At 63.9% G+C, this 25116-nt stretch carries 23 protein-coding genes and 3 tRNA genes; 12 read left to right on the top strand and 14 right to left on the bottom strand.

Annotated features, from left to right (window positions below; genetic code table 11):
• The first annotated feature begins 131 nt into the window (after positions 1-131).
• From FCL40_RS10775 to gshB, 6 genes are read left to right on the top strand one after another with little or no spacing between them, the layout of a single operon-like run.
• Positions 132-1271 carry a hypothetical protein gene (locus FCL40_RS10775; RefSeq protein ID WP_136853311.1) on the top strand — a complete coding sequence of 380 codons (1140 nt, stop codon included), beginning with the start codon at positions 132-134 and terminating at the stop codon, positions 1269-1271.
• A 22-nt stretch (positions 1272-1293) separates the two neighbouring features.
• Complete coding sequence (locus FCL40_RS10770; RefSeq protein ID WP_136853310.1) at positions 1294-2112, top strand: ion transporter; 819 nt, start codon at positions 1294-1296, stop codon at positions 2110-2112.
• Entirely contained in the window at positions 2109-2588 is a 480-nt protein-coding gene (locus FCL40_RS10765; protein WP_136853309.1) for a SprT family zinc-dependent metalloprotease, read from the top strand. The genes FCL40_RS10770 and FCL40_RS10765 overlap by 4 nt, the downstream gene beginning before the upstream one ends.
• A 54-nt stretch (positions 2589-2642) precedes the next feature.
• Complete coding sequence (locus FCL40_RS10760) at positions 2643-3347, top strand: endonuclease (RefSeq protein WP_136853308.1); 705 nt, start codon at positions 2643-2645, stop codon at positions 3345-3347.
• The gene (gene rsmE, locus FCL40_RS10755; protein WP_136853307.1) at positions 3334-4065 is read left to right on the top strand and encodes a 16S rRNA (uracil(1498)-N(3))-methyltransferase; all 732 of its coding nucleotides are present in this window, start codon (positions 3334-3336) and stop codon (positions 4063-4065) included. Before FCL40_RS10760 ends, rsmE begins: the two co-directional genes overlap by 14 nt.
• A gap of 12 nt (positions 4066-4077) precedes the next feature.
• Positions 4078-5028: a glutathione synthase gene (gene gshB / locus FCL40_RS10750; protein ID WP_136853306.1), complete on the top strand. Its 951-nt coding sequence runs from the start codon at positions 4078-4080 to the stop codon at positions 5026-5028.
• Positions 5029-5095: 67 nt separating this feature from the next.
• Here the strand turns inward: gshB and FCL40_RS10745 are convergent, their stop codons facing one another.
• A complete protein-coding gene (locus FCL40_RS10745) occupies positions 5096-7549 on the bottom strand; it encodes a putative bifunctional diguanylate cyclase/phosphodiesterase (protein ID WP_136853305.1) in 2454 nt (817 codons plus the stop codon).
• Positions 7550-7771: 222 nt separating this feature from the next.
• Here FCL40_RS10745 and FCL40_RS10740 point away from each other — a divergent pair, with 222 nt between their 5' ends.
• The 6 genes from FCL40_RS10740 to FCL40_RS10715 all read left to right on the top strand — a co-directional run bounded on the left by FCL40_RS10740 (position 7772) and on the right by FCL40_RS10715 (position 11681).
• A complete protein-coding gene (locus tag FCL40_RS10740; protein ID WP_136853304.1) occupies positions 7772-8791 on the top strand; it encodes a class I SAM-dependent methyltransferase in 1020 nt (339 codons plus the stop codon).
• A 93-nt stretch (positions 8792-8884) separates the two neighbouring features.
• Positions 8885-8971, top strand: a tRNA-Leu gene (locus tag FCL40_RS10735).
• 22 nt (positions 8972-8993) lie between these two features.
• Positions 8994-9080 (top strand) — tRNA-Leu (locus FCL40_RS10730).
• A 57-nt stretch (positions 9081-9137) separates the two neighbouring features.
• Positions 9138-9224 (top strand) — tRNA-Leu (locus tag FCL40_RS10725).
• A 103-nt stretch (positions 9225-9327) separates the two neighbouring features.
• On the top strand, positions 9328-10995 hold the full coding sequence (locus FCL40_RS10720; RefSeq protein WP_136853303.1) for a DUF342 domain-containing protein: 1668 nt from the start codon (positions 9328-9330) through the stop codon (positions 10993-10995).
• An 80-nt stretch (positions 10996-11075) separates the two neighbouring features.
• Positions 11076-11681: a superinfection exclusion B family protein gene (locus tag FCL40_RS10715; protein ID WP_136853302.1), complete on the top strand. Its 606-nt coding sequence runs from the start codon at positions 11076-11078 to the stop codon at positions 11679-11681.
• A gap of 18 nt (positions 11682-11699) precedes the next feature.
• On the opposite strand, the gene FCL40_RS10710 is transcribed toward FCL40_RS10715, so the two are convergent.
• The 13 genes from FCL40_RS10710 to FCL40_RS10650 all read right to left on the bottom strand — a co-directional run bounded on the left by FCL40_RS10710 (position 11700) and on the right by FCL40_RS10650 (position 24773).
• Entirely contained in the window at positions 11700-12464 is a 765-nt protein-coding gene (locus FCL40_RS10710) for a TetR/AcrR family transcriptional regulator (RefSeq protein ID WP_136853301.1), read from the bottom strand.
• A 602-nt stretch (positions 12465-13066) separates the two neighbouring features.
• Complete coding sequence (locus FCL40_RS10705) at positions 13067-13564, bottom strand: hypothetical protein (RefSeq protein ID WP_136853300.1); 498 nt, start codon at positions 13562-13564, stop codon at positions 13067-13069.
• A 193-nt stretch (positions 13565-13757) separates the two neighbouring features.
• On the bottom strand, positions 13758-14207 hold the full coding sequence (locus FCL40_RS10700) for a NifB/NifX family molybdenum-iron cluster-binding protein (protein WP_136853299.1): 450 nt from the start codon (positions 14205-14207) through the stop codon (positions 13758-13760).
• Between the two features lie 2 nt (positions 14208-14209).
• On the bottom strand, positions 14210-14518 hold the full coding sequence (locus FCL40_RS10695; protein WP_136853298.1) for a DUF134 domain-containing protein: 309 nt from the start codon (positions 14516-14518) through the stop codon (positions 14210-14212).
• A gap of 191 nt (positions 14519-14709) precedes the next feature.
• Positions 14710-15486: an energy-coupling factor ABC transporter ATP-binding protein gene (locus tag FCL40_RS10690; RefSeq protein WP_136853297.1), complete on the bottom strand. Its 777-nt coding sequence runs from the start codon at positions 15484-15486 to the stop codon at positions 14710-14712.
• The gene (gene cbiQ, locus FCL40_RS10685) at positions 15483-16241 is read right to left on the bottom strand and encodes a cobalt ECF transporter T component CbiQ (RefSeq protein ID WP_136853296.1); all 759 of its coding nucleotides are present in this window, start codon (positions 16239-16241) and stop codon (positions 15483-15485) included. The genes FCL40_RS10690 and cbiQ overlap by 4 nt, the downstream gene beginning before the upstream one ends.
• Positions 16238-16768 carry a hypothetical protein gene (locus tag FCL40_RS10680; RefSeq protein ID WP_229360317.1) on the bottom strand — a complete coding sequence of 177 codons (531 nt, stop codon included), beginning with the start codon at positions 16766-16768 and terminating at the stop codon, positions 16238-16240. The genes cbiQ and FCL40_RS10680 overlap by 4 nt, the downstream gene beginning before the upstream one ends.
• A complete protein-coding gene (gene cbiM, locus FCL40_RS10675) occupies positions 16768-17379 on the bottom strand; it encodes a cobalt transporter CbiM (protein WP_136853294.1) in 612 nt (203 codons plus the stop codon). The genes FCL40_RS10680 and cbiM overlap by 1 nt, the downstream gene beginning before the upstream one ends.
• Positions 17380-17389: 10 nt before the next feature.
• A complete protein-coding gene (locus tag FCL40_RS10670; RefSeq protein ID WP_136853293.1) occupies positions 17390-18157 on the bottom strand; it encodes a DUF4198 domain-containing protein in 768 nt (255 codons plus the stop codon).
• Between the two features lie 115 nt (positions 18158-18272).
• Positions 18273-19259 carry a diguanylate cyclase domain-containing protein gene (locus FCL40_RS10665; RefSeq protein WP_229360316.1) on the bottom strand — a complete coding sequence of 329 codons (987 nt, stop codon included), beginning with the start codon at positions 19257-19259 and terminating at the stop codon, positions 18273-18275.
• A 26-nt stretch (positions 19260-19285) separates the two neighbouring features.
• Positions 19286-19864, bottom strand: coding sequence for a chemotaxis protein CheB (locus FCL40_RS10660; RefSeq protein ID WP_136853291.1), 579 nt, complete (start codon positions 19862-19864; stop codon positions 19286-19288).
• Positions 19865-19866: 2 nt separating this feature from the next.
• Complete coding sequence (locus FCL40_RS10655; RefSeq protein ID WP_136853290.1) at positions 19867-20712, bottom strand: CheR family methyltransferase; 846 nt, start codon at positions 20710-20712, stop codon at positions 19867-19869.
• Positions 20712-24773 carry a response regulator gene (locus tag FCL40_RS10650; protein ID WP_136853289.1) on the bottom strand — a complete coding sequence of 1354 codons (4062 nt, stop codon included), beginning with the start codon at positions 24771-24773 and terminating at the stop codon, positions 20712-20714. The genes FCL40_RS10655 and FCL40_RS10650 overlap by 1 nt, the downstream gene beginning before the upstream one ends.
• Positions 24774-25116 lie beyond the last annotated feature (343 nt).

The following is a 25116-nucleotide window of genomic DNA, read 5'->3' as shown; positions in this document are numbered from 1 at the left end:
CACCTCTTTTTATTCGGCCGTGCCGGCCTTGCGGTTGATTTCAGCCAACCCCCAAAGAGAAGCGGCCCTAGCCGCCCCCGACCCCTTCTGTGATACCCTGACTGCCAAAAGCGAGAGATAGGGAGATCCCGATGCGACTTTTTGCCCTGCTGGCCACCCTCAGCCTGACCCTCAACGCCGCCACCCTGGATCCGGAGGAGCTCAGGGTCGCCCGGGTCGAAGCCGAGCTACCCCGACTGCTGGCCCCCCTGGCCCCCATTAGCCGGGGCACCATCGACCAGCACCGCCTCGCCGCCGACGAGCAGCAGCACACCGCGGCCATCACCGACGCCGGCACCCGCCTGTGGCGCCACGCCGTGGCCAGGGTGCAATCTGGCGACCTGGATGACCGCCCGCTCTACTGGAACCGGTTGCTGGTGCGCCGGGAGATGAAACGGCAGGCCGCCGGCTATCCCCAGGCCCAGTGGCAGCGGCAGGTGAGCCTCGACAGTTTCGAACGGGCCTCCCGCGGCATGGGCGACATCCGCTTCAACAAGGGGACGGACCTGAAGATCCTGGTGACCGGTTTCGACCCCTTCTTTCTCGATCGCCACCTGAACCAGTCCAACCCCTCCGGCCTGGCGGCCCTGGCCCTGGACGGCCAGGTACTGAACCTGGATGGCCGCACCGCCCAGGTGGAAGCGGCGATGATCCCAGTCCGTTTCGAGGATTTCGACCGGGGGCTGATCGAGGCCCTGCTGACCCCCTACCTGGAACAGAACCGGGTGGACATGCTGGTCACCCTCTCCATGGGCCGGCGCGATTTCGACCTGGAACGCTTCCCCGCCCTCAACCGCAGCGCCCAGGCACCGGGCAACCGCAACCGTCTCACCGGCGCCACCAGGGAGGCCCCCCTGCCCCCCAGGCTGATGGACCAGGCCCTGACCGGTCCCCAGTTCGTCGAGTTCTCCCTGCCGGTGGCCACCATGCAGCGCGCCAGGGGCCCCTGGAAGATCAACGACAACCACCGGGTCGCCACCCTGGAAAGGGGGGAATTCGAACCTGTCACCCTGGCGGATCTGACGGGACAGACCTCGGTCTCCGGCTCCGGCGGCGGCTACCTCTCCAACGAGATCAGCTACCGCAGCCTGCGCCTGCGTCATCAGTTGAACTCCGGCGTACCAACGGGACACATTCACACCCCGAGCATCGCCCAGTATGACGCCGACACCGAAGAGGCGATCGTCGCCCAGATCCGCGCCATGCTGACCCAGGCTATCGCCGCCCTCTGACAGCGACAGTGACAGTGACACCATGAGATACCACACCCACAAAGAGCGCATCTTCGACATCATTTTTGGCACCGACACCCCGGCAGGCAAGGCGTTCGATCTGTTCCTGCTGGCGATGATCCTGCTCAGCGTGCTGGTGGTGATGCTGGATTCCATCGACGCCTTTCACAGCCAGTACGGCCAGCTGTTCTGGTACGCCGAGTGGGGCTTCACCCTGCTGTTTTCCACCGAGTACCTGGTGCGGCTGTGGGCCTCGCCCAAGCCCGGCCACTACGCCCGCAGCTTCTACGGCATCATCGACCTGCTGGCGATCCTGCCCACCTACCTGCAGCTGCTGCTTCCGGGGACCCAGTACCTGCTGGTGCTCAGGCTATTGCGGGTGATGCGGGTATTCCGGATCGTCAAGGCGATCCGCTACCTGGCGGAAGCCAACCTGCTGTGGCGATCCATCAAGGGGTCGCTGCGCAAGATCACCGTGTTCTTCACCTTCATACTGCTGCTGGCCTGCATCATGGGATCGGTGATGTACATCCTCGAGGGGCCGGTGCACGGCTTTACCAGCATCCCCAAAGGGATCTATTGGGCAATCGTCACCATCACCACCGTCGGCTATGGCGACATCAGCCCCCAGACCCCCCTGGGGCAGCTGGTGGCCTCGGTCACCATGATCCTCGGTTACTCGGTGCTGGCGGTCCCCACCGGCATCTTCACCGCCACCATTCACCGGGAGATGAGCCTGCGCCGGGATCTGCGCCGCTGTGAAAACTGCGATCGCAGTGGCCACGACCACGACGCCCGCTTCTGCAACCACTGCGGTACCGAGCTGGAGGAGCAGGTGTGACCGGAGTACCGCCGGCGCTGAGAGAGCGGGTGGAAGCCTGCTACCGCACCGCCGAGCAGGCCCTGGCTCGGCGCTTCCCCCGTCCGGAGATTAGCCTGAGGCTGAGGGGACAGAGCGCCGGCGCCGCCCACCTGCAGGAGAACCGCCTGCGCTTCAATCCGGTGCTGCTGGCGGAAAACCCGGACGCCTTCCTGGCCGAGGTGGTGCCCCACGAGGTGGCTCACCTACTGGCCTGGCAGATCCATGGCCGGGTGCGCCCTCACGGCCACGAGTGGCAAGCCCTGATGAGCCGGGTGTTCGGCTGTGATCCCCGGGCCCTCCACAGCTTCGACGTCAGCTCGGTGGCCCCGGCGACGTTCCCCTACCGCTGCGGCTGCCAGGAACACGCCCTGACGGTGCGCCGTCACAACAAGGTGCGCCGGGGTCAGGCCCGCTACCTGTGCCGTCATTGCAACCAGCCGCTGATCCCCTTGTGAGTCACCCCCGGTCGGCAGTACCCTAGGCCGGCACAGGTTTTACGACTCAATTAAATGAAATCACTACTGTTTTTACTAATGGCTTCCGCCTCCGTGGCGGCGGCCCCCTCCAGCTTCAACGCCGCCAAGAAACAACTGGTCTCGGTCTACGACCAGTTGCCCGGCGCCACCACCTTCTACTGCGGCTGTGATTACCGCCGCAAAGGCAAAAAGCTGTTACCGGATCTGCACAGCTGCGGCTACCGGGTGCGCAAACAGAAGACCCGAGCCGACCGCATCGAGTGGGAGCACGTGGTGCCCGCCTGGGCCTTCGGTCACCAACTGCAGTGCTGGCAGGAAGGAGGCCGGAAAAACTGCCGAAAAGACCAAAGATTTAAAGTGATGGAAGCGGATATGCACAACCTGGTGCCCGCCCTGGGTGAAGTCAACGGCGACCGCGCCCACTACCGCTTCTCCGACATGGGCCAGACCCCGTTCCAGTACGGTCGCTGCGAGATGGTGGTGGACTTCAAGGGGCGCCGGGTCCAGCCCCCGGAGCGAGCCCGGGGCGCCATCGCCCGCACCTACCTCTATATGCAGGAGCAATATCGGGTTAAGCTATCGGGATCTCAACTGAAGCTGATGCAGAGCTGGGACAACCTCTACCCGGTGACCACCCAGGAGTGCGAACGCCACCGCAGGGTCAGTCAACGACAGGGGTGGCCCAATCCCCATGTTGCCCAGCAATGCCAACAACTGGAAGCCAATGCGAATCCCTAGAATCTATCAACCCGGTCCCCTCACCCCAGGCAGCCTGGTGGCGCTGGAGGAGGATGGGGCCAACCACGTCGGCCGGGTGCTGCGGATGCAGCCCGGCCAGGCCCTGGAACTGTTTAACGGCGACGGTCACCAGTACCCCGCCGAGATCACCCAAGCCAGCAAGAAGCAGGTGGAGGTTCGGGTGCTGGATCGGCAGCAGGTGGAGCGAGAGTCTCCCCTGAACCTGCACCTGGGCCAGGTGATCTCCCGCGGCGACAAGATGGAGTTCACCATCCAGAAGTCGGTGGAGCTGGGGGTCAACACCATCACCCCGCTGTGGTCCGAACGCTGCGGCGTCAAGCTCCAGGGGGACCGCCTGGAGAAGAAGCTGGCCCAGTGGCAGAAGATCGTCATCAGCGCCTGCGAACAGTGCGGTCGCAACACCGTGCCCGAGGTGCGCCCGGTGATGAAGCTGCAGGAGTGGCTGGCGGAGGAGACCGGCGCCACCAAGCTGAACCTGCACCCCAGGGCCCCCTACAGCATCCAGACCCTGCCTGCCCCCATGACTCGGGCCCGGTTGCTGATCGGCCCCGAGGGGGGACTGAGCTCGGAGGAGATCGAGGCCGCCAGCCAACACCAGTTTATCGACATTCTACTCGGCCCCAGGGTTCTGCGAACGGAAACCGCCGCCCTGACCGCCATTACCGCCCTGCAGACCCGCTTCGGCGATCTGGGCTAGAAGGAGCACAGCGTGATCAAACTCGGCATAGTGATGGACCCCATCGCGGAGATTAACCTGAAGAAGGACAGCAGCTTTGCCATGCTGATGGAGGCCCAGGAGCGGGGCTACGAGCTGCACTACATGGAGATGGCCGACCTCTACCTGGAGCAGGGGGAGGCCAAGGCCAGCATGCATCCGCTGACCGTACGCAATGAGCAGGGTAACCACTTCGATCTGGGGCAGGCGGTGGAGCGCCCCCTGGCGGAGCTGGAGGTAATCCTGATGCGCAAGGATCCGCCGTTCGACACCGAATTCATCTACGCCACCTACATGCTGGAGCGGGCCGAGGAGCAGGGCACCCTGATCGTCAACAAACCCTCCAGCCTGAGGGACTGCAACGAGAAGCTGTTCACCGCCTGGTTCAGCGAATACACCGCCGACACCCTGGTGACCCGTAGCGCCGAGCGCATACGTCGCTTCCACGCCAAGCACCAGGACATCATCATCAAGCCCCTGGACGGCATGGGCGGCGCCTCCATCTTCCGCATCAAACCGGAGGGGGACAACATGGGGGTGATCATCGAGACCCTCACCGCCCACGGCAGCCGCTACACCATGGTGCAGAACTACCTGCCGGAGATTAAGGACGGCGACAAGCGAATCCTGATCATCGATGGCGAGCCGGTGCCCTACTGCCTGGCGCGCATCCCCCAGGGAGGCGAAACCCGGGGCAACCTGGCCGCCGGCGGTCGCGGCGAGGCCCGTCCCCTCTCCGACAGCGACTGGGCCATCGCCCGGGCCATCGGCCCCGAGCTGAAGCGCCGCGGCCTGATCTTCGTTGGCCTGGATGTGATTGGCGACAAGGTCACCGAGATCAACGTCACCAGCCCCACCTGCATTCGCGAGATCGAGGCAGCCTTCGAGGTGGAGATCACCGGCCGGCTGTTCGATGCCATCGAAGCCAGGCTGGCCCAGGACTGAGCGCCGCTCCCATCATCGACAAGCCCCCGCAGTGCCGGTGCTTTCTCTCTCCGCCCCCTGACGGACGCTAACCGCGGCTGCCACTCAGGGGGTGAAACACCGCCTGCAGCGACTCGATATGCTGCCACTCCAGGGTACAGCCCAGCTGGCGGATCAGCTCCACCACCTGCTGCTCATCCAGGGCCGGCGAAAACAGATAGCCCTGGGCGTGATCACAGCCCGCCCTCAGCAGGTACTGCAGCTGGTCGTGACTCTCCACCCCCTCGGCGATCACCGTCCTGCCCAGGTTGTGGGCCAGATCGATCACCGAGCTGACGATATTGCGGTCCACGTCTGAACTGTCCAGATCCCGCACGAAGCTGCGGTCAATCTTGAGGATATCGAAGGGCAGCTGCTTCAGGTAGCTCAGGGAGGAGTAGCCGGTACCGAAATCATCGATGCCGATGCGCACCCCCATCCCCTTGAGGCGCTCCATGGTGGCCAGAGCCTGCTCCAGGTTTCTGATCAGGCTCTCCTCGGTGACCTCCAGCAGCAGGCGGCCGGGCGTCACCTGCAGCTCCTGCAGCAACTGCTCGATGCGTTGCCCCAGCCCGGCGTGCAGGTACTGATGGGGTGACAGGTTTACCGCAATGTAGAACTCACGGTTGCCGGAGAGCCGGGTCAGCTTGAGCAGCAGCTTGAGGCTGCGCTTGAGCACCCAGTCACTCAGAGCCAGGATCTCGCTGCTGTCCTCCAGATCCTGCATGAACTCCGAGGGCATCAACAGGCCGCGACTGGGGTGATACCAGCGCACCAGCGACTCGAACCCCACCACCCGCTGCTCGCGGATGGAGAGGATCGGTTGCAGGCAAAGGGCCATCTGCCCCTCCTCCAGCGCCCGCCTCAGGTCCCCCTCCAGCATCAGCTTGCGGCTGGCCAGCTCCAGCATCTGGTCGTCGAACACCCGGTAGTTGGAACGGCCCGCCTGCTTGGCCTGGTACATGGCCAGATCCGCCCGCTTGAGCAGCTCCTCGGGGCGCTCCATCGGGTTGTCGCAGAACACCACGCCGATGCTGGTGGTGACGATCAGGGTGTGGCGCCCCAGTTGCACCGGCTGCTGCAGGGAAACGAAGATCTGGTGGATGATACGGTGGATGTTAGCCCCCTCCCCCAGGCCGCGGATGATCACCGTAAACTCATCGCCGCCGAGACGACAGACGGTGTCCATGGAGCGAACGCTCTTCTTCAGGCGGTTGGCCACGGTCTTCAGCAACTCGTCCCCCACATCGTGTCCCAGGGTGTCGTTGATCCGCTTAAACTCGTCCAGATCCAGGAACAGCAGGGCGATCTTCTCGTCGGTCCGGCCCAGGCTGCTCAGGGATTTGCTCAACTCGTGGTGCATCATGGTGCGGTTGGGCAGGCCGGTGAGAGTGTCCATCATCGCCAGCCGCTCCAGCTCGTGGGTGTACCTGTCCACCTCCTCGTGCAGCTGCTCCAGCTGATCGGCGGTCTCCCCCACCGCCTCCTCCAGCCGGTCCACCTCGTCCCTGAAGCCCATGCCGGCGGGGGCCAGCCGCTCACGGAACCGCTTGTAATCCCGACTGGGCAGCAGCGGCAGCAGCCGTTGCAACGCCTGAATCCGGCTGAGAGGACGCCACAACAGCCAGCCCCCCAGGAGCGTGGTCGCCACCACACAGAGCAGCATCAGTCCAACCAGGTCGGTCAGGTAGGCCCGCTGTCCCAGCTCCAGTTCACTGACGTCGGAGAACAGCAGCAGGTGGCCGCCGTCGATGGGCCAGCGGGACAGGCTCCATTGACGGCCACCCTGCGCCACCATCCGGGGGCGATCGGTCAGCTGCTCCAGCGGGAACTCGGCGGCGGCTGCGATCAGCACCGGATAGTTCCTCTCCCGGTTGGTCAGGCTGAGGATGGCGCGGTTCCAGGGGTTGAGGCTGTTCTGCTGGGGCGGGCCCAGGATCGCCAGCTCGGTGGCATGATGTTCACTCAGGACCTCCATCACCCGCTCCAGCGGGGTGGAGAGCACCAGCAGGTGCAGCTTGCCCCGGAGGGTGATGGGGGTGGCCAGCTCCAGGATGCAGCCCGGACGGCAGCGAGTGCGGCTGAGCTGCTGATCTTTGGACTCGATACCGGCGAGCCAATGATCGTCCGGCGGTGGGTAACCGCCCAGAGAGAGCAGGTTCCCTCCCTGGATCTGGTGCAGGTGCAACCCGGACAACTGCCACAGGGAGCGCAGCTCTCGCCATTGGCCCCTGAGCTCCGACTGGGGATCGAGCAGTGAACCCAGGCGCAGGTTCAGCTCCCTGGCCACCGAGGCCAGCTGCTCCACCAGCATCTCCCTGGTCTGCAGGTAGTCCCGCCGCAGGAATTCCGACTGCTGCGTCAGAACCAGCGACCGCTGCTGGCCGAAATGGCGCAGCGCCAGATGACCCAGCGACAGGGTCAGCAGGGTCATGATCACCGCCAGCACCAGCAGAAACTTCCAGCGAAGGCTGACGAACGGAAGGGCCCATGAACGGCTCATCGTCTCTCCTGAAGGACAGCGGGCCCGGCCCCCTCGGGGCAGGCCAACTCACTGTGTATCCATTACCCAACCTGCTCCGAAGAACATCCCTTTAGCCTCAAGTGTAGATCAGCGAGGAAGCCCCACTGGAAGAGACTGAAAAATTTGTTGAACACTCCTCCTGGCAGTCAGCTGCCCGGTGCAGTGCTATACTGGCGCCCCATTTAACCGGCAAGTAGCACCATGACCCTGACCAACCCCAGCCGCCTGATAGACAAGTACGCCGACGAGCTCGGCCCCCGCCTGCTGATGCTGAACCCCATGGCAGACGGACTGATCCCCCGGTTGCAGCGCCAGGGCATGACGGTGACCACCCTGACCCATGACTACCTGGTGTATCGCCAGTTGCGGGGGCAGGGGGCCACCGATCTGCATTTCGGCTGCGACCTGACCACAGACCTGCCGGAGGTGGACGCCGCCATCATGGTGCTGCCCGGTGCCAAAGCCCTGGCCAGCCACCTGATGCAGTGGCTGGCCGCCCGACTCCCCGAGGGCACTCCCTGCTTCCTGGTGGGCGACAACAAGGGGGGGATCAGGAGCGCCCCCAAGCTGATGAAGGCCCACTTCGACCCGGTGAACAAGTACGCCACCGGCGCCCACTGCCAGATGCTGCAGGGACTGAGTCGCCAAGCCGACCGGCCGCCACTGGCCGCCACCGAAAGCTACCGTGCCGGTGAGCCCCCTGTGAGCGTCTGTGCCCTGCCTGGGGTGTTCAGCCAGGGGGAGCTGGATGCGGGCACAGCGCTGCTGCTTGAGCACCTGCCGCCCCTCAAGGGCCGGGTACTGGACTTCGGTTGCGGCGCCGGCGTCATCGGCAGCGCCATCAAGGCGGCGGCTCCCGACTGCCAGGTAGAGATGGTGGACATCAACGCCTTCGCCCTGGCCTGCAGCCGCGCCACCCTGGCGGCGAACGGCCTGGATGCTCGAGTCTACCCCTCCGACGGATTCAGTGATGTGAAGGGCGAGTTTGATCTCATCATCTCCAATCCCCCCTTCCATCACGCAGGCAAACAAACCTTCTCCACCGCCGAAGCCTTCATTGCCGACGCCCGCAAACATCTGAAGCCCGGAGGCCAGCTGCTGTTTGTCGCCAATCACCATCTGCCCTACGGTGACGCCCTGGAGAAGGCCTTCGGCAGGGTCAACATCGCCGCACAGGATAAAAGGTTCAAAATCTACGCTGATCTCAGAGTTTCGGATTAAAATTTGCGCGAACAAAAAACTATTTGAATAATGGTGTTGACGGAGCGCGGAATCTCTCTATAATGCGCCTCCGTACCGATGAGGAAACGCAGAGCAGAAGTGGCGGAATTGGTAGACGCGCTAGCTTCAGGTGCTAGTGTCCGCAAGGACGTGAGAGTTCAAGTCTCTCCTTCTGCACCACTCATCGATACCACGGCTATACGCAGAAGTGGCGGAATTGGTAGACGCGCTAGCTTCAGGTGCTAGTGTCCGTTAGGACGTGAGAGTTCAAGTCTCTCCTTCTGCACCACTCTTGTTGAGTGGTGAGCCGAGAAAAAATAAGACCTGAATCGATTATTCGATATTTGCAGAAGTGGCGGAATTGGTAGACGCGCTAGCTTCAGGTGCTAGTGTCCGTTAGGACGTGAGAGTTCAAGTCTCTCCTTCTGCACCAAATTTTTGAGCCCTGACCTATGGTCGGGGCTTTTTGCTATTCCCCCTTGTCAACAATCCGGTATACTCCCTAAACTCGCCTGATAAGCATAAGTAATGGCGCCATGATAGGACCGGACCTCCTCTTTTTCGACGAAGAACACCAGACCCTCTGCGTGGATCTGATCCCCGAACAACACGCACAAGTGGATTTGGGACAGATCAGGCACCTGGTGGACTGCTCCCCCTATCGGCAATGCGCCTTCCTGGACAACGACGTCCGCAAGGCGCTGCAGTTGCTGAAGCATCAGGCCAAGGGCACCAACAAGGCCCAGGTTCAGCGCATCCCCCTGGCAATGAGGGTGGATGGCCAGTGCCAACTCCAGCTCTCCTCCGACAAGATGGAGGTCACCGCCACCCTCACCGCCCCTCAGGGCGGCCGTCCCATCGGCTTCCAGGAGCTGGTGCAACAGCTGCAATCCCTCGCCATCCGCAACGGTCTGCTGAAAAACGCCATTCACACCCTGCTGCTCAAGCTGGAGAAAGCCCCGCCTGGCGAGAGCGTCAGCGCCACCATTGCCAGGGGCAGGCCCGCCCGCCATGGCCGCGACGCCCGACTGGAGCGGCTGGTCAAGCTCAACCGCGAGCGGCTGTTGCAACCCCGGGTACTGGACAACGGCAAGGTGGACATGAGGGATCTTGGCGAGATCGTCACCGTCAGCTGCGGTGACGAGGTAATGCGCAAGCATGAGGCGGAACCCGGCGTCGACGGCTACAACGTCGTCGGCGAGGTGCTCAAGGCCAAATCAGGCAAGGACAGCAAACTGAAGGCGGGCAAGGGCACGGTCGTCTCCGACACCGACCCCAACCTGCTGCTGGCCTGTGCCGACGGCCAGCCGATGGAGGCCAAGGACGGGTTGGAGATTGTCGAGGTGCTCACCCTCAAGGACGTCAACGTCGGTACCGGCCACATCAACTACCACGGCAACGTGGTGATCAACGGCAACGTGGATGAGGAGATGCGGGTCACCGCCGGTGGCGATATCACCATCAACGGCTTCGTGGACGGCGAACAGCTCAAGGCCGGCGGCGACATCGTCGTGGGCAAGGGGGTGATTGGCCACCTGGTGGACAATCGCAAACTCAGCACCTCGCTGGAGGCGGAGGGGGAGATCCACGTCGCCTTCGCCCAGTACGCCCACCTTAAGGCGGGGGGTGACATCCTGGTGCAGACCCAGATGGTTCACTGCCAGACCCAGTGTGGCAACAACCTCACCGTCGGCGTCCCCAACGGCAAGAAGGGGGACATCGTCGGCGGCGTGACCCAGGTGGTCCACTCCATCAACTGCATCAATCTGGGTTCCCGGGCCGCCACCCAGAGCCGAATCCGTGCCGGGCTGGGGATTCGGCAGCTGCGCGCCCTCGCCAAGGAGTACCATCAGCGGGAGCAGGCACTGCTGGCGCAGAGCTTCAAGCTGCGCCAGGCAATCAACAAAGCCACCATGGCCGCCGACAAGAGCGAGGCGGAACGCAAACGCCTGGTGGAGCAGTTCACCCAGGCCCAGCAGCAGAACAGCGCCCGGCTGGCGGAGGCCCAGCTGCTGCTGGCGGAGACCGACGAGAGGCTGGCCAACTTCTTCGACAAGGTGTCCATCAGCGTCACCCACAGCCTCTACTCCCAGGTGGAGGTGGAGATGGGCCCCCACAACCTCACCACGGATCGGGAACATGGCCCCAGCAAACTGCACAGCGATGGCAACACCATCCAGATAGAGCCCCTGGTCGCCCCCTGAGCCTTGGAAGCTGGCACCCCTTTTGCTTTACAATGGGGGTTACCCGTTAACGCCAATTTTTCGACGCGAGGATCCACCCCATGGGAAGTCGGGAGTCTCAGTTCCATGCCCTGACCACAGCCCCCCTGTACAAACTGGCCCTGTGGCTGCTGGTCACCAGCCTGGCGCTGCTGTGGCTGCCGGTGCAGTGGGCGCAATCCCTCTATCTGCAGCAGTGGGTGAGTCACTATGCCTCCTGGCTGGGGCTGACCGTGGTCGCCAGTGCCGCCTACCTGGCGACCCTGGTGGGCCGGCTGCTGTTTCAGCGGCTGATGCAGCAGCGCCTGGCGGCTCAGCAGAAACTGATGGTGGAGGAGAAGGTCCAGACCCTGGACAACACCGAACGGGCGATCCTGCGTGAATTCATCCTGCAGGGGCGCGGCAGCGTGCCCATGCCGCTGAACCATCACGGCGTCAGCGCCCTGGTAGACGCCGGAATCCTTGCCCGTGCGGGCTCGGTGGAGGAGTACGCCATCGAAGGACCGGTGGCGCCGCTGAAGATCACCGCCATCGCCAGGGGGAAGATAACTCGAAAGGTGCTGAGGCTGCCCGAAGGGCAGCTCAGTGAGGAGCAGCGGGAGCGGCTGCTGGCCAGCCGACCGGAGTTTGCGGCCAATCTGAGCCGGAGCAGCCGCCACGCCGCCTAGGGCGTGCCGGTAGGGCCGCTAGAAGACGGCGGTAAGATCGTGCTCCTGATCCAGGGCGATCAACTGCTCCTCCACCGCCTTGATCACCCGATCGCGGGACTCAGGCAGCAGGCCGACGCGCCAGTTCAGGGTGCCGGTGATCAGCGCCAGGCTGTCATACAGCTTGTGGATCTGGTCGAAGTTGAGGTTCTGAGCGATCATCGGGTTGTTGATCATGGTAGTGGCGCCGCGCTGACAGGCCACCATGGTGGCATGGGCCACCTCGATCTCGTGATCGTCAGACACCAGCTGTCCCTCGATGCGCGCCGCTTCCACCACCCGCTTGGCGGTAGAGCAGGCCTGATCGACAAACATCTGCATCTCCTGCAGGCGGTAGTCACTCACCTTATCCACGATCCCCTCGGCACCGGCCAGGGCGTTGAAACCCAACGACCAGCTGGTGTGGGCCACGGCCATGGCGCCGTACAGGTGCATCGCCAGCCAGCGTTCGGCGTGATTCAGCTCCGCGTTCATCAGCTCGGGCTGCCGCTCGGTAAGCAGCTCCACGTGCTTGGCGAAGATGGCGACCAGCAGATCCTCTTTACAGTTAAAGTGCTTATACAGCGTCCCTGCACTGCACCCAGCACGGGGTGCCAACTCGGAGAAGCGGAAGGAGACAATGCCCTGCTCCTTCACCAAACTCTCCCCCAATCGCAACAGTGCCTGATCCCGCTGACGAAAACGGGCGTGCACCGGCGAAGCCCAATGGCTTGAATTGAGCCCGGACTTGGCTTCCTGCTCCATATCAATGAACTCCTTAAAACGCAAATCTGGACCCACTGTACGCCTGAACACCACGCTCGAATGTTAGCTGCGCCACGTTTAACGAAAGAGAAAAACAAAAACTTTGAGCGTTAGCACGTTAACTTTAAAAATGCAGACAGAATCGACCTCCCTCGCCAGGACGCCGCTCTCATGGGGATCGTTGGAATCGACACACTGAATCCCAATAATTGGAAATCTGCCGCCGCCAGCCGACCGGAATCCCGCCGCGATGGGGTTCAGGAGACCGTGATGACGCCGTGATCCCGCTCACCTCGCACGGCTTACTCGGACCTCACCACGGGTGTGAAATAGCAGGCCACTTAATTAATTAACATATTTCGCCCGACATTAACTCCGGAGGTTATTAATTAATTTCTGGCCAATTTCCATCGCGAGCAAATAAGTTTCCCTCCGTTTTAGTCAATAAGGGGTTTTGATTACTGAACCATAAAATCCACTAATTGGCATCACCCATCGCCCGCCGGATGCCACGGACGGCGCGATGAAACCAAGAAAAATCCGTCACTCCCCCTGGATGGCCGCTTCCACGACCGCAACGATCCGGGAGACTCCGGCCTGGGCTAATGCCCCGGGGGACACCAGCCGAAGCTGCCCAGCGGACGGGCCAGCCCTTCGGCTTCCAGCCGCTGCAGCAGCGGCTGACCATCCAGAATGACTTCGGCCACCACCCCGGTCTCGGTCACCGCCATCCCCTCCAGCTGCATCACCTGCCCAGCCAGCTGTTCGTTCAGGTACACCACCAGGGCCCTGGCCAGATTGCGCTCCAGCGGGCAGCCGGCACTGACCGACGGCAGCATCACCTCCCTGGGGGCCAGCAGAACCTGGGGCGCAATGCCCACAGGCCTGGAAGACAGGGTCAGCCACAGCCGGTCCCGCTCCATGCCGAGCACCCGCTCCACCCTGGCCTGGTCTGCCTTCAGCGGCGGCGGCGGCGGCAGCGGCGGCGGCGGGCTGGCCTGGACTTCGTCCAGGGGGGCATAGGGCTTGTTGAAGGTGGTATTGAGGCCACTGCAGCCTGCCAGGCAAAGCAGTAGAAAACCGAACACTGTCCGCGACATGAGGGTCTCCTTAACCCGTTAGCTGATCCCAAGATAGCCAAGTTGGCCGTCGACGTCGCCTCGACTATTGTTGCAGATGAAACAGGGGACGCCGGCCAGCGGGCGCTGGCTGGCTGAGAGGGGTGGAGAAACTGGTGCGGACGACGTCCGCACCCGCTCGAGCCCCTCCGGGCCCCCATCGCCAGGGGGGGGATCAGTTCAGCTTCAGCTTGGGCAGGCCGGCATCGACCCTGCTGAATGTCCCGGGGGCGGTCTCCAGCAGCTTGGGAGTGCTCTTATGGCCGCAGCACTTGCTGGGCTTGGGCTTGCAGGGGCGGCCCTGGGCCGCATCGGTCAACGACAGGGTGGTGACGCTGCCCTCCAGCACCTGGGCAATGGTGGCGCCTCGGGTCAGTCGCTCCACCTCAATGCCGGCACTGAGCAGCCGGGCTAGGGAGCGCTCGCCGATGTTACGCAGCACCACCCGGGTCACCTGCATCTCTTTGAATACCTTCACCAGACGCTTCTTCTGGCCGCAGCCTCCCTCCTGGCTGTTGTCGATGCGGATCAATTGCCCCTCATCGCTGTACACCGCGAAGGCGGCGGCCTTGGCAAAGTGTCCGGCCACCTGGGCCCTGTCGGTTACTGGCATGGCAATGGCCATCACTACTGCTCCTCTTGCTCGGGGTCGAAGGGCAAGCTCGACTCCATCTCCAGCGCCTGGCCCCGGACCAGGGCGGACACCACCTTGCGGCGGGCCGAAGTCACTATGTTGCCCAGGGTTTGTCGGGATACTCCCATCTCCTGTGCCGCCTGCTGCTGACTCATCCCCTCCATGTCGGTGAGTCGCATCGCCTCCAGCTCATCGGCGCCCAGGGGCAGCTTGATCAAATCTTTGCCGGGCACCCCATTGGGCTTGTACAGGCTGAAGGGCGCGCGACAGCGCACCTTGCGGGTCAGTTTGGGTCTGGGCATATCCACCTCATAATTGGCATATGCCAATTAATCTAGCGCGAGTAACTGGCATATGCCAGTTACAAAGGGAGAAATGTGATCCGATTATCGCTTCGGAGTCGGTGGCTCAACGCGAGGGCGGCCCCTTCGTTTCGGCCAGCCCGGTGTCCGGCTGGAACGGACCCTGGGTCTGGTGGGAACAGCCGAGGTTGTCAGTCGCCGGTGTTGTGGTGGTCGTTGTGGGCGGGGTTGGGGTGGCTGTGATCGCTCTCCAGATCCCGCTTGGGGTGGATATGCAGGTGGCTGTGGGTGTGCTGGTGGGGGTGGCTGTGCATCACCGCCTCCAGCAGCTCGCCGTCCTGGAGGATCACCGCCCGGTTGGCCAGCTTCTCGATCACCGACTTGTCGTGGGACACCAGGATCATCGCCAGCTCAAGCCCCTGAAGGCGCTCCAGCAGCCGGGTCTGCGCCTGCTCATCCAGGCCATTGGTGGGCTCATCCAGCAACAGCACCCTGGGGCGCATCGCCAGCACCGAGGCCAGGGCCACCAGCCGCTTTTCGCCGCCGGAGAGGCGATGGGTTATGCGTTCGGCGAACGCCTCCAGCCCCAGGCTGGCCAGGGTCTCCCGGGCCAGGTCACTGGCGGCCTGCTGGCTCATCCCCTGGTTGAGAGGTCCGAAAGCCACATCCTCCAACACAGTGGGGCAGAACAGCTGGTCATCGGAATCCTGGAACAGCAGCCCCACCTGACTGCGCATCCGGTGGAAATCCGCCTCATCCCGGCAAGGCTCACCGAAGGCCAGCACCTCCCCGCGTCTGGGGCGGCGCAATCCCACCACCAGTTGCAACAGGGTGGACTTGCCGGCGCCGTTGCCCCCGACCAGGGCCAGCCGCTCCCCCGGGTTCAGGGTCAGGTTGACCCCTTGGAATACCGGCCGCTCACCGTAGCCAAAGGCCAGGTCACGCAGTTGAATCAGGGGATGGCTCATAACTGGGTCTCCAGCAGTTTCAGGCTCAGGGCCAGGGAGGTAAACAGCGCCAGATGCAGGCTGTCCACAGCCTGCCACTGACCCTTATGGATCAGGTAGAAACGCCCCTGGAATCCACGGCAACGCATCGCCGCCAGCACCCGGGAAGCGCGCTCCATGGAGCGGATCAACAGCATGCCGATCAGCCACCCCAGGGTACGCCAGGTGTGCAGGTTGCTGCCGGGCCGGAAGGCGCGGGCCCGCATCGCCTGACGAAGACGCCGGTACTCATCCAGCAGCACGAACAGATAGCGCACCGTCATCAGAAACAGGTGCACCAGCTTGTCCGGCACCCCGAGACGGGCCAGGGCATGGCCCAGGCGCTCCGGCTCCATGCTGCCCAGCAGGGTCAGCATCCCCACCACCATGGTGTTGGCCCGAAGCAACACCACCAGCGCCCGCTCCAGCCCCTCGGCGCTCAGGACCAGCCCGTGCCACTGCCACAGGGTTTCGCCGCGGACGGTGAACGGCAGGGAGATCAACAGCAGAATCATCAGCCCCTCCACCGCCAGCAGCCGCTTGAGCAGGACCTTGAAGGAGAGGCCCACCACCGGCACCAACCCCAGGGACAGGGTCAGGGCCAGCATCAGCGGCAGCGGGTGGCTAAGCCCCAGGGTCACTGCCAGCAATACCAGGGCACACAACACCCTCAGCCGGGGATCGCTGCGCTCCAGCCAGCGGGGCTGCTGGGCCCTGAGCCAGAGGCCATCGTTCACCGGCGACCCCGCCACCACATCGCCAGGCCGGCGATGCCGAAGATCATCCCCAGGCCACCAAGGATGTCAGACAGCCGCGCTCGGTCCTGGGCCTGCTGCAGCTCCTGGCGCAGGGGACCCACCTGGCGGGCCACCGCCTGCTCGATCAGCCCCAGCAGTTGCCGCTGGTCGGACTGGGAGGGCTCGGCCGCCATCACAGGTTGGGAGGCCGGGTGTCCGCCGGACAGCTCTTCGGCGCGCACCGGCCAACGGATTTGGTGACCGTCGCCGGTATCCACCAGCAACTCCAGATCCCTGGGCCCATCGGGGGCATAGACAAACTCGCCATTGGCATCCGGAGTCAGGGTGGTCAACAGGGCACCATCGATGCCCAGCACCTGGACCGAGGCCCCGGTGGCAGGACCGCCGCCGGCAAAGTAGACACTCCCGTGTACCCGGCCTCCTTCACCATAGGCAAACACCTTCAACAGGTGCGCCTGAGCGGCGCAACTCACCACCAGGGCCAGGCCCAGAATCCACGATCTCATCAACACTCTCCCCGGGCCAGCAGCTCAGGCGCCACCCGTTTCATAAAACTCAATGCCCAGGCGGTCACCACCGCCTCCACCAGCAACAGCGGCAAATAGGTCACCAGGATTACCCGTCCGGCAGGCAGGTATTCGGGACCGCTGGCCACCAGTGACAGCATCACCATCACCCCGGTCAGCCCGACTCCGATGGCACCGGCCACGGCCCCCCAAAGCAGCACCGCACGTCCCCGGGCCGTCCTCAATCTGGGAGCAATCACCCAGGCACACAGCAGGGCCGGTAGCGCCAGGTTCAGGGCGTTAACCCCCAGCACCGACAGGCCGCCGTAACCGAAAAACACCGCCTGCATGCACAGGGCCACCAGCAGGGCCGGTACCGCCGCCCACCCCAGCAATACCCCCATCAGGCCGTTGAGGATCAGGTGGACACTGGAGGGGCCCACCGGCACCGTCACCAGGGAGGCCACGAAGAAGGCCGCCGCCAGCACCGCCGCCTGGGGGATGCGGTCGTAGTCCATTCGCTTTACCGCCACCAGGGTCAGGGTCGCCGCCGCCACCCCCGAGGTGGCCAGTACCGGCAGGGCGAGGACGCCATCTGGGATGTGGGCCATACTCTGCCTCCTAGTTCATGTCTCGGGCATGCACCCAGATGAGGCCGCCCAGCTCCACCGGCACCGGTTCGCCCTGGGGGTTGGTCATCGGCTGCTCCGCCTCCAGCAGGGCAGCAAATCCCCACCAGCCGGATCTGGGCATGGCGTAACTGAACACGCCGTTGGCGTCCGCCTTGATCACCTGGGTGACGTAACCATCCGAGGGAGGCGTCACGCTGCCGTCGTTGCGCCACTCCACCTCCACCTCGGCGAAGGGCACCGGCTCACCCTGATGGCGCACCAGCCCCTGGAACAGGTTGCCGCGCCACAGGCTGTAGGGGCGGCTCAGGGGCTCAATCTCCACCGGCAGGCCCACGGGCTGGTCCCAACCCTCCAGGGCGCCGAACCCCTCCACCACCACCTTGGTGTAGTGGATGATCATCTTACCCTCACCGGGCTCCCAGTAGGGCGCCGGCTCCAGGTAGAACAGGTAATCCCCCGGACGGGTGACCCGGTAGTCCGCCAGGTAGGCCTGCTGGCCATCCACCCCGGTGGAGGTCAGCCTCTCGAGCAGGTCCTGCCGCCCCTGAGGCCCGACCACACCGAACTGCACCGGCTGGCCCATGGCCATCGCCGGGCCGCGCTCCATAGGGTGGGTGAAGGTCAGCGACAGCTGCACCTGGCCGCCACTCTGGGGAGTCAGGGTGTCGCTCTGAGGGATCAGCTCCTGGAAATGGGCACAGGCGGCCCCGCTGAACAGGGCGGCGGTCAACAGACCGGCGCGGAGAGACAGGGACATGATGAACTCCAACGATGAGTAAATGAGCAAAATATTACTCTTTTAAAAATCGTCATACAATCATCCAGGCCCCGACAGGGAGCAGCAACGTCGCTAAGTTTGATCTTCCGCAAGCTTAGGCGATGCTCTCCAGGCTGCACTGGTGACAGCAGCAGCAGTTTCGGCCGTCGCTCTTGGCTTGGTACAGGGCCACGTCCGCCAGCTCCAGCAGTTTACGCGCCGGGTCCCCCGGGGTCGGCACCAGACTGGCCACGCCGACGCTGATGGTGACGTTGCCAGCGGTCGGTGAGCTGCGGTGGGGTTTCTCCAGGGCATCAACACACTCGCGGATGCGGTTGGCGACCTCGATGGCCCCGCTGCAGTCGGTCTCCGGCAGCAGCACCGCAAACTCCTCGCCGCCGATGCGGGCGGTCTTGTCCATGGCCCGCATCGGGATCTTCACCAGGGTGGCGGCCACCTCCCGCAAGCAGTCGTCGCCCACCTGGTGGCCATAGGTGTCGTTGTAGGCCTTGAAGTGATCGATGTCCATCAGCACCAGAGAGAGCGGTCGACCGGTGCGACTGCCGCGCTTCCACTCCTCGTTGAGCAGCTCATCGAAGCGGCGCCAGTTCAGCAGCCCGGTCAGACCGTCGGTGGTGGAGAGCATCAGCAACTGTTCGTTGGTCTCCTCCAACTGCTGTTGCAGCTCCTCCAGCTCCACCAGCTTGCGGTCAAACTCCAGGGTCTTCTCCGACAGGGCCTGCCGCTGCTGAAACAGTTCGATAAACACCCCGACCTTGCTTCGGAACACCATGGTGTTGAGCGGCTTGAGCAGGTAGTCCACCGCCCCGGACTCGTACCCCTTGAAGACATGCTCCGATGCCTTGTAGGAGGCGGTGACAAAGATGATGGGGATGTGCTTGGTCTTGCGGTTGCCCCGCATCAGCTCCGCCACCTCGAACCCATCCATCCCCGGCATCTGCACATCCAGCAGGATCAGGGCGAAATCATGATCCAGGGTATGGGCCAGCGCCTGTTCCCCGGAGGTGGCCCGTACCAACTCGGCATCGAACCCCTCCAGCAACCCCTCGAGGGTCAGCAGGTTCTCTGGTCTGTCATCCACGATCAGTATCTTGGGAGTGCCCATAGCTATTCATTACTCAGTGAATTTAAAAAGTGGCCGATCTCACTCAACGGCAATTGGTGGTCTACCTCGACCCGTTCCAGCACCGCCAGTGGCATCTGTGGCGCCTCGGCGCTCTCGGGAGTCTGCACCACCAGCAGTCCCCCCCTGCGCTTTATCCGCGCCATCCCCGCCGCCCCATCGCTGTTGGAACCGGTGAGGATCACCCCGACCAGCCCCGGGCCGTAGGCATCGGCTGCGGTGTCGAACAGCACGTCCACCGCCGGCCGGGAGAAGTTGACCCTGTCGTCGGTGGAGAGGGCCAGGGTATGGGTCCGCTCCACCATCAGGTGGTAGTTGGGCGGGGCAAAGTAGATGGCCCCCGCCTCGATGGGCTGCTTGTCCTCCGCCTCATACACCGGCAGGGCACAGCGCATGCTGAAGTGGATGGGCAGATAGCTGTCGGACACCGGCCCCACGTGCTGAACGATCAGCACCGGCAGGGAGAAATCCGCCGCCAGCCTGGGCAACACCCGCTCCAGCGCCGCCATGCCTCCGGCGGAGACCCCGATGACGACGGCCTGGTACGCCCTGTCCGATGCCATTGTCACTCCCTGGGGAGGCGCTTCTTGCGGTAGATGCGCTCCCGTTCAGACACCACCTCAAACTTGTCTGCCACCTCGGAGAAGCGGAGGCTCTCCTTGGAGCCCAGGCAGAGGAAACCGCCGGGACAGAGGCTGTCGCAGAACAGCTTGAGGACCCGGCTCTGCAGCTCGCGGTTAAAGTAGATCAGCACGTTGCGGCAGAAGATCAGGTTCATCTCGCCGAACACGCTGTCGGTCACCAGGTTGTGGGAGGAGAACAGCACCTTCTCCCGCAACCGGCTGTTGAGCACCGCGCTGTCGTAGTCGGCGGTGTAGTAATCGGAGAAGGAGCGGGTGCCCCCCGCCTTCTGGTAGTTGCCGGTGTACTCCCGCACCAGGTTGATGGGATAGATCCCCTGGCGCGCCTTCTCCAGGATCCGCTCGTTGAAGTCGGTGGCGTAGATCTGCACCCGCTCCTTGAGCCCCTCCTCCTCCAGCAGGATCCCCATGGAGTACACCTCCTGTCCGGAGGAGCAGCCCGCATGCCACACCTTGACGAAGGGGTAGGTCTGCAAGTGGGGCACCACCACCTCCCGCACCTTCTGGTAGAACCAGGGATCGCGAAACATCTCGGTGACGTTGATGGAGAGATCCAGCAGCAGCTGATCGAAAAACGCCGGTTCGCGGATCACCTTGTGCTGCATCTCGGAGAAGCTGGCCATCCCCTCCCGGGCCCGGCGCAGATCCAGCCGCCGCTTGGTATGGGCCCCGGCATAGTCGCGAAAATCGTAGCCGTACTTGCGAAAGATCGCCTCCAGCAGCAGGTCGATCTCCAGTTGCTCGTCGGCCAACGTCACCATCTCGTTCATCAGTACAACCACACTCTCAACATCGACAGCAGCTTATCGGTGTCCACCGGCTTGGCCAGGTAGTCGCTGGCCCCCGCCTCGATGCACTTGCTGCGGTCGCCCTTCATCGCCTTGGCGGTGAGGGCAATAATCGGCAACTTGGCCCAGTCGCTGCGCTGGCGAATCCGGCGCATCGCCTCGTAGCCATCCATCTTGGGCATCATGATGTCCATCAGCACTCCATCCACCTGCTCCATCGCCTCCAGCTTCTCCAGCGCCTCGAAGCCGTTACGGGCGATGGTTACCGTCAGCCCCTTATCCTCCAGCACGCTGGAGAGAGCAAACACATTGCGCATGTCGTCATCCACCAGCAGGATCTGCTTGCCGCTGAGGGCCGCCTCCCTGTGGTGTATCGACTTGAGCATGCCGCGCTTCTCCTCGGGCAGGTCCGCCTCCACCCGATGCAGAAACAGGGCAGACTCGTCCAGCAGCCGCTCTGGGGATTTCACCCCCTTGATGATGATGCTCTCGGCATAACGGTTGAGCTCCTTCTCCTCCTCGCGGCTGAGATCCCGGCCGGTGTAGATGATGATCGGCACCCGGGCGGCGGTTTCGCTCCTGCGGATGCGGTCCAGCAGCTCGAAGCCGGTCATGTCCTCCAGCCCCAGGTCGAGCACCATGCAGTCGTAGCCGTGACTCTCCAGCTCCTCCAGGGCGGCCCGGCCGGAACCGACGGCGGTGATGCTGACGTCACCGTCGCCGATCAGCTCCTGGATGCTGTGGCGCTGCAGCTCGTCGTCCTCCACCAGCAGCAGCCGGCGCACCGGCTTGGAGATGATCTCCTCGATCTTGGAGAAGGCATTCTCCATCTGCTGCAGGTTCACCGGCTTGGTCAGGTAGCCAATGGCGCCCATGCGCATCGCGTCCAGGGTGCTGTCGTTGGCCGACATAAAGTGCACCGGGATGTGGCGCAGGGCCGGGTTCTCCTTGAGCCGCTCCATCACCGTCCAGCCGTCGATCCCCGGCAGGCCGATGTCCAGGATGATGGCGCTGGGCTTGTAGTAGTCGGCGAAGTGCAGGCCGGTCTCACCGTCGGCGGCGACGATACACCTGAATCCGCGCTCGCGACCGAAATCCCGCATCACCTTGGCGAACGCCTTGTCATCCTCGATGATCAGCAGGCTGCGCGTCCCCTCGTTCAGGGACCGGCGATCGTCGCTGATGAACTCGCTCTCATCCGCCGGACTGGCGGAGAGCGCGGACTCCGGCGCCGGAACGGCACTCTGCTGCACCGGCGCCGAGGTGGCCTCAGCGACCTGGCGCTCCTCGTCCGGCTCGGCGGTGTCGTGCCCGGCTTCCGGCCCGGCTTCTGGCAGCACCACGGTGAAGCAGCTGCCCTGCCCCTCTTCGCTCTCCAGGTGGATGGAGCCCCCCAGCAGGCGGGTCAGTTCCCGGGTGATGGAGAGCCCCAGTCCGGTACCACCGTAGGTGCGGCTGGTGCTGCCGTCCGCCTGCTGGAACGCCAGGAAGATCGCCTGCTGCTTGTCGGCGCTGATACCGATGCCGTCATCCTTCACCGCGAAGGCGATGCAGCCCTCGCCACGGATCCCCCGCTCCCGGCACCAATGGGGATCGGGACGGGACAGGGTAAGGCTCACCTCACCCTGGTGGGTAAACTTGAAGGCGTTGGTCAGCAGGTTTCTCAGCACCTGCTGCAACCGCAGGGAGTCGGTGTGCAGGGTGCGGGGCACCTCATCCTCGACCCGCAGCTGGAAATCCAACCCCTTGTCGGCGGCAATCTCCCGGTAGAGCCGCTCCAGGTCGCCGAACAGGGATTCGATCCCCACCTGCTCCACCACCAGCTCCACCTTGCCCGCCTCGATCTTGGACAGGTCCAGGATCTCGTTGATCAGCGCCAGCAGGTCGGAGCCGGAGGAGTTGATCGCCTGGGCCGCCTCGATTTGCTTGTCGGTGAGGTTGCCCTCCTTGTTGCCGGCGAACAGCTGCGACAAGATCAGGATGGCGTTGAGGGGGGTGCGCAACTCGTGGGACATGTTGGCCAGGAACTCGGACTTGTACTTGCTGGCCTCCTCCAGCTCACGGGCCTTGTCGCGCGCCTCCTCCTGGGCCTGTTGCAGCTGGCGGTTGCTGGCCTCCATCGCCTGTTGCTGCTCCTCCAGGGCCTTGGTGCGCTCCTCCAGCTCCTCGTTGGTCACCCGCAGCTCCTCCTGCTGCGCCTGCAGTTCGGCTTCAGACTGCTTGAGCACCTTGGCCTGCTCCTCCAGCTCCTCGTTGGCCACCCGCAGCTCCTCCTGCTGGGCCTGCAGCTCCCCTTCGGAGCGGCGCAGTGCGTCGGTCTGCTCCTCCAACTCCTCGTTGGTCACCTTGAGGGCCTGCTGCTGCTGCTGAGCCTGCGCCAGCAACCGGTCGATGACCCCGCGCGCCTGGGCGGCGCTGAACAGGATCCCCACGCTGACCATCACCTGATCGACAAACTTGCGCTGCAGGGAGGAGAAGGGGGTCACCGATCCTAGCAGCACGCAGCCCAGCTTATGACCGTCCACAGTCAGGGGGACCGCCATGAAATGCTCCGGCACCAGCTCACCGGCACCGTAATTGAGCGCCGGCGCCTGGCTGACCTTGGAGAAGCAGATCACCTCCTCCTCCACCAACGCCTGACCCACCATCCCTTCACCCAGGGCCAGTCGGTTGAAGTTGCCCTGACGATCGGTGAAGGCGTAGCTGGCCCTCAGTTCCAGCATCTGATCCTCGCCCAGCAGGTAGAGGGCGCCCAGCTGACACTGCATGTGTTTGCTGAACAGGGTAATGAAGCGGCTGGCCAGCTCCTCCACCTGCAGGTCGCCCCTAAGCTGATCATCCAGCGCCTCCTTGCCGGAGGTCAGCCAGTGGCGCTCCTTCAGATCCCGGGCCATACCGTTGAGGGAGCGGGCCAGGTCGCCCAACTCATCCCGCCGTCCCTCGGGCAGGTTGGCCCCCAACCTGCCGGCGGCGATGTCCCGGGCAAACTCCATGCCGTCGATCAGAGGGCGCGTCAGGGTGCGGGCGAAGGCGTAGGCGGCCACCGCGATGAACAGCAGCACCAGGGCGGCGGTCAGCACCACCTGGGTGTAGATGTTGAGAATCGGCCGGGTCACCTCATCTTCATTGACCTTGGAGATCAGGTACCACTGCAGCCCGGGGATCGCCAGCCGGTTGTAACTGACCAGTACCGGGGTGCCCGAACTGTCGGTAAAGGTGTCGTGCCCCCCGCGGATATCCGCCTCGACCGCCTGGCGCCAGTAATCCAGCGGCTGGGCCACGGCATGGCCCACCACGTAGCGCCCCTCCCCCATGGTGCGCATGTTGCTCCGGAACTCGAAGCGGTCCGATTCGGGGTGCACCCCCATCAGGTAGGACTCCCCGGTCTGGCCCATCCCCTCGCGGGAATCGACCACCTCGGTCACCGCCTCCGGCGACAGCTGCAGCACCAGCACCGTCGACGCCCCCCCCTTACCGGCGTCCATGGGGTAGGCCACGAAGGCAGTCTCCCGCCCCTGCTCCGGCTCGAACGGGGCAAAATCGATCAGCACCGCTTCCTCCCGGCGCCGGGCCCGCCGCCACGCCTGCTCCAGGCCACTGCCCTGCAGCAGCCCGGTGTTCAGCCCCCGCCCCGCCAGGTCCTTCAGCCGGAGGACGTACTCCACCCGGCCTGAACCCCCATCGAGCAGGTAGAGGTTGGTGTAACCGTAGGAGCGGAGGAAATCATCCAGTGCGGCATCGAACCGTTGGCGCCCACTCAGGTCCTCCTGGGACTGGGGGGCAGCCAGCCAGGCGCGCAGATCGGCAATCCGCTCCGATTCCGCCAGGACCCGGATGTCGGCCAGGCGCTCGTCGAAGTACGCCTCGATGTTGGTCTTGCGGATCGACTGAACCGCGTTGAGCTGGTCGAAGGACTGGTTGATCAGGGCATCGTTGGCCAGCCGGGTGGCGATGAGGGTGACGATCACCATGGGGATCACCCCGGTGACAAACAGCAGGGCGATCAGTTTGGGGCGGATTTTCAGTTCAGCCAGGCGGATCATGGATTCTCCCCCGCGGCTGAACGGCCAGAGACAACGGAGGCAGCCGCGGAGCCCTCCCTGCCATAGATCTTTCGGCTCTCAGCTATGTTCCGCTGCACACAGGCGGTTCAAACGGGCATAGATCGACCATGGTAGGCAAAGTTACCCCAGGGGATAATTAATAACTGTGAACTAAAACAAAATGTTAGGGAAACCACACTGCTAGTGTCGATTTTTCCGAATAAAATCGATGACCTCTTGAACCGCGCCCAGGCTCCACCAAGGCTTTCCGCCACCAGGTGGCCCCTTCGAGGGCTCCAGACACGCCAAACAGTGGGCCCCACGTAGGGGGCCAGAGTTATCC

Source organism: Ferrimonas sediminicola (assembly GCF_005116715.1).
Classification (GTDB): domain Bacteria; phylum Pseudomonadota; class Gammaproteobacteria; order Enterobacterales; family Shewanellaceae; genus Ferrimonas; species Ferrimonas sediminicola.
This window is presented reverse-complemented; position numbering and strand designations above follow the sequence as displayed.

Bases quoted from the DNA above. Each gene is read 5' to 3' on its own strand.
- FCL40_RS10680 (WP_229360317.1), bottom strand. From the start codon at position 16,768: ATGAGATCGTGGATTCTGGGCCTGGCCCTGGTGGTGAGTTGCGCCGCT.
- FCL40_RS10720 (WP_136853303.1), top strand. From the start codon at position 9,328: ATGATAGGACCGGACCTCCTCTTTTTCGACGAAGAACACCAGACCCTC.
- FCL40_RS10690 (WP_136853297.1), bottom strand. From the start codon at position 15,486: ATGAGCCATCCCCTGATTCAACTGCGTGACCTGGCCTTTGGCTACGGT.
- FCL40_RS10670 (WP_136853293.1), bottom strand. From the start codon at position 18,157: ATGTCCCTGTCTCTCCGCGCCGGTCTGTTGACCGCCGCCCTGTTCAGC.
- FCL40_RS10660 (WP_136853291.1), bottom strand. From the start codon at position 19,864: ATGGCATCGGACAGGGCGTACCAGGCCGTCGTCATCGGGGTCTCCGCC.
- FCL40_RS10770 (WP_136853310.1), top strand. From the start codon at position 1,294: ATGAGATACCACACCCACAAAGAGCGCATCTTCGACATCATTTTTGGC.
- cbiM (WP_136853294.1), bottom strand. From the start codon at position 17,379: ATGGCCCACATCCCAGATGGCGTCCTCGCCCTGCCGGTACTGGCCACC.
- FCL40_RS10655 (WP_136853290.1), bottom strand. From the start codon at position 20,712: ATGAACGAGATGGTGACGTTGGCCGACGAGCAACTGGAGATCGACCTG.
- FCL40_RS10740 (WP_136853304.1), top strand. From the start codon at position 7,772: ATGACCCTGACCAACCCCAGCCGCCTGATAGACAAGTACGCCGACGAG.
- FCL40_RS10775 (WP_136853311.1), top strand. From the start codon at position 132: ATGCGACTTTTTGCCCTGCTGGCCACCCTCAGCCTGACCCTCAACGCC.
- FCL40_RS10650 (WP_136853289.1), bottom strand. From the start codon at position 24,773: ATGATCCGCCTGGCTGAACTGAAAATCCGCCCCAAACTGATCGCCCTG.
- FCL40_RS10700 (WP_136853299.1), bottom strand. From the start codon at position 14,207: ATGGCCATTGCCATGCCAGTAACCGACAGGGCCCAGGTGGCCGGACAC.
- FCL40_RS10695 (WP_136853298.1), bottom strand. From the start codon at position 14,518: ATGCCCAGACCCAAACTGACCCGCAAGGTGCGCTGTCGCGCGCCCTTC.
- FCL40_RS10760 (WP_136853308.1), top strand. From the start codon at position 2,643: ATGAAATCACTACTGTTTTTACTAATGGCTTCCGCCTCCGTGGCGGCG.
- FCL40_RS10705 (WP_136853300.1), bottom strand. From the start codon at position 13,564: ATGTCGCGGACAGTGTTCGGTTTTCTACTGCTTTGCCTGGCAGGCTGC.
- rsmE (WP_136853307.1), top strand. From the start codon at position 3,334: ATGCGAATCCCTAGAATCTATCAACCCGGTCCCCTCACCCCAGGCAGC.
- FCL40_RS10745 (WP_136853305.1), bottom strand. From the start codon at position 7,549: ATGAGCCGTTCATGGGCCCTTCCGTTCGTCAGCCTTCGCTGGAAGTTT.
- FCL40_RS10710 (WP_136853301.1), bottom strand. From the start codon at position 12,464: ATGGAGCAGGAAGCCAAGTCCGGGCTCAATTCAAGCCATTGGGCTTCG.
- FCL40_RS10715 (WP_136853302.1), top strand. From the start codon at position 11,076: ATGGGAAGTCGGGAGTCTCAGTTCCATGCCCTGACCACAGCCCCCCTG.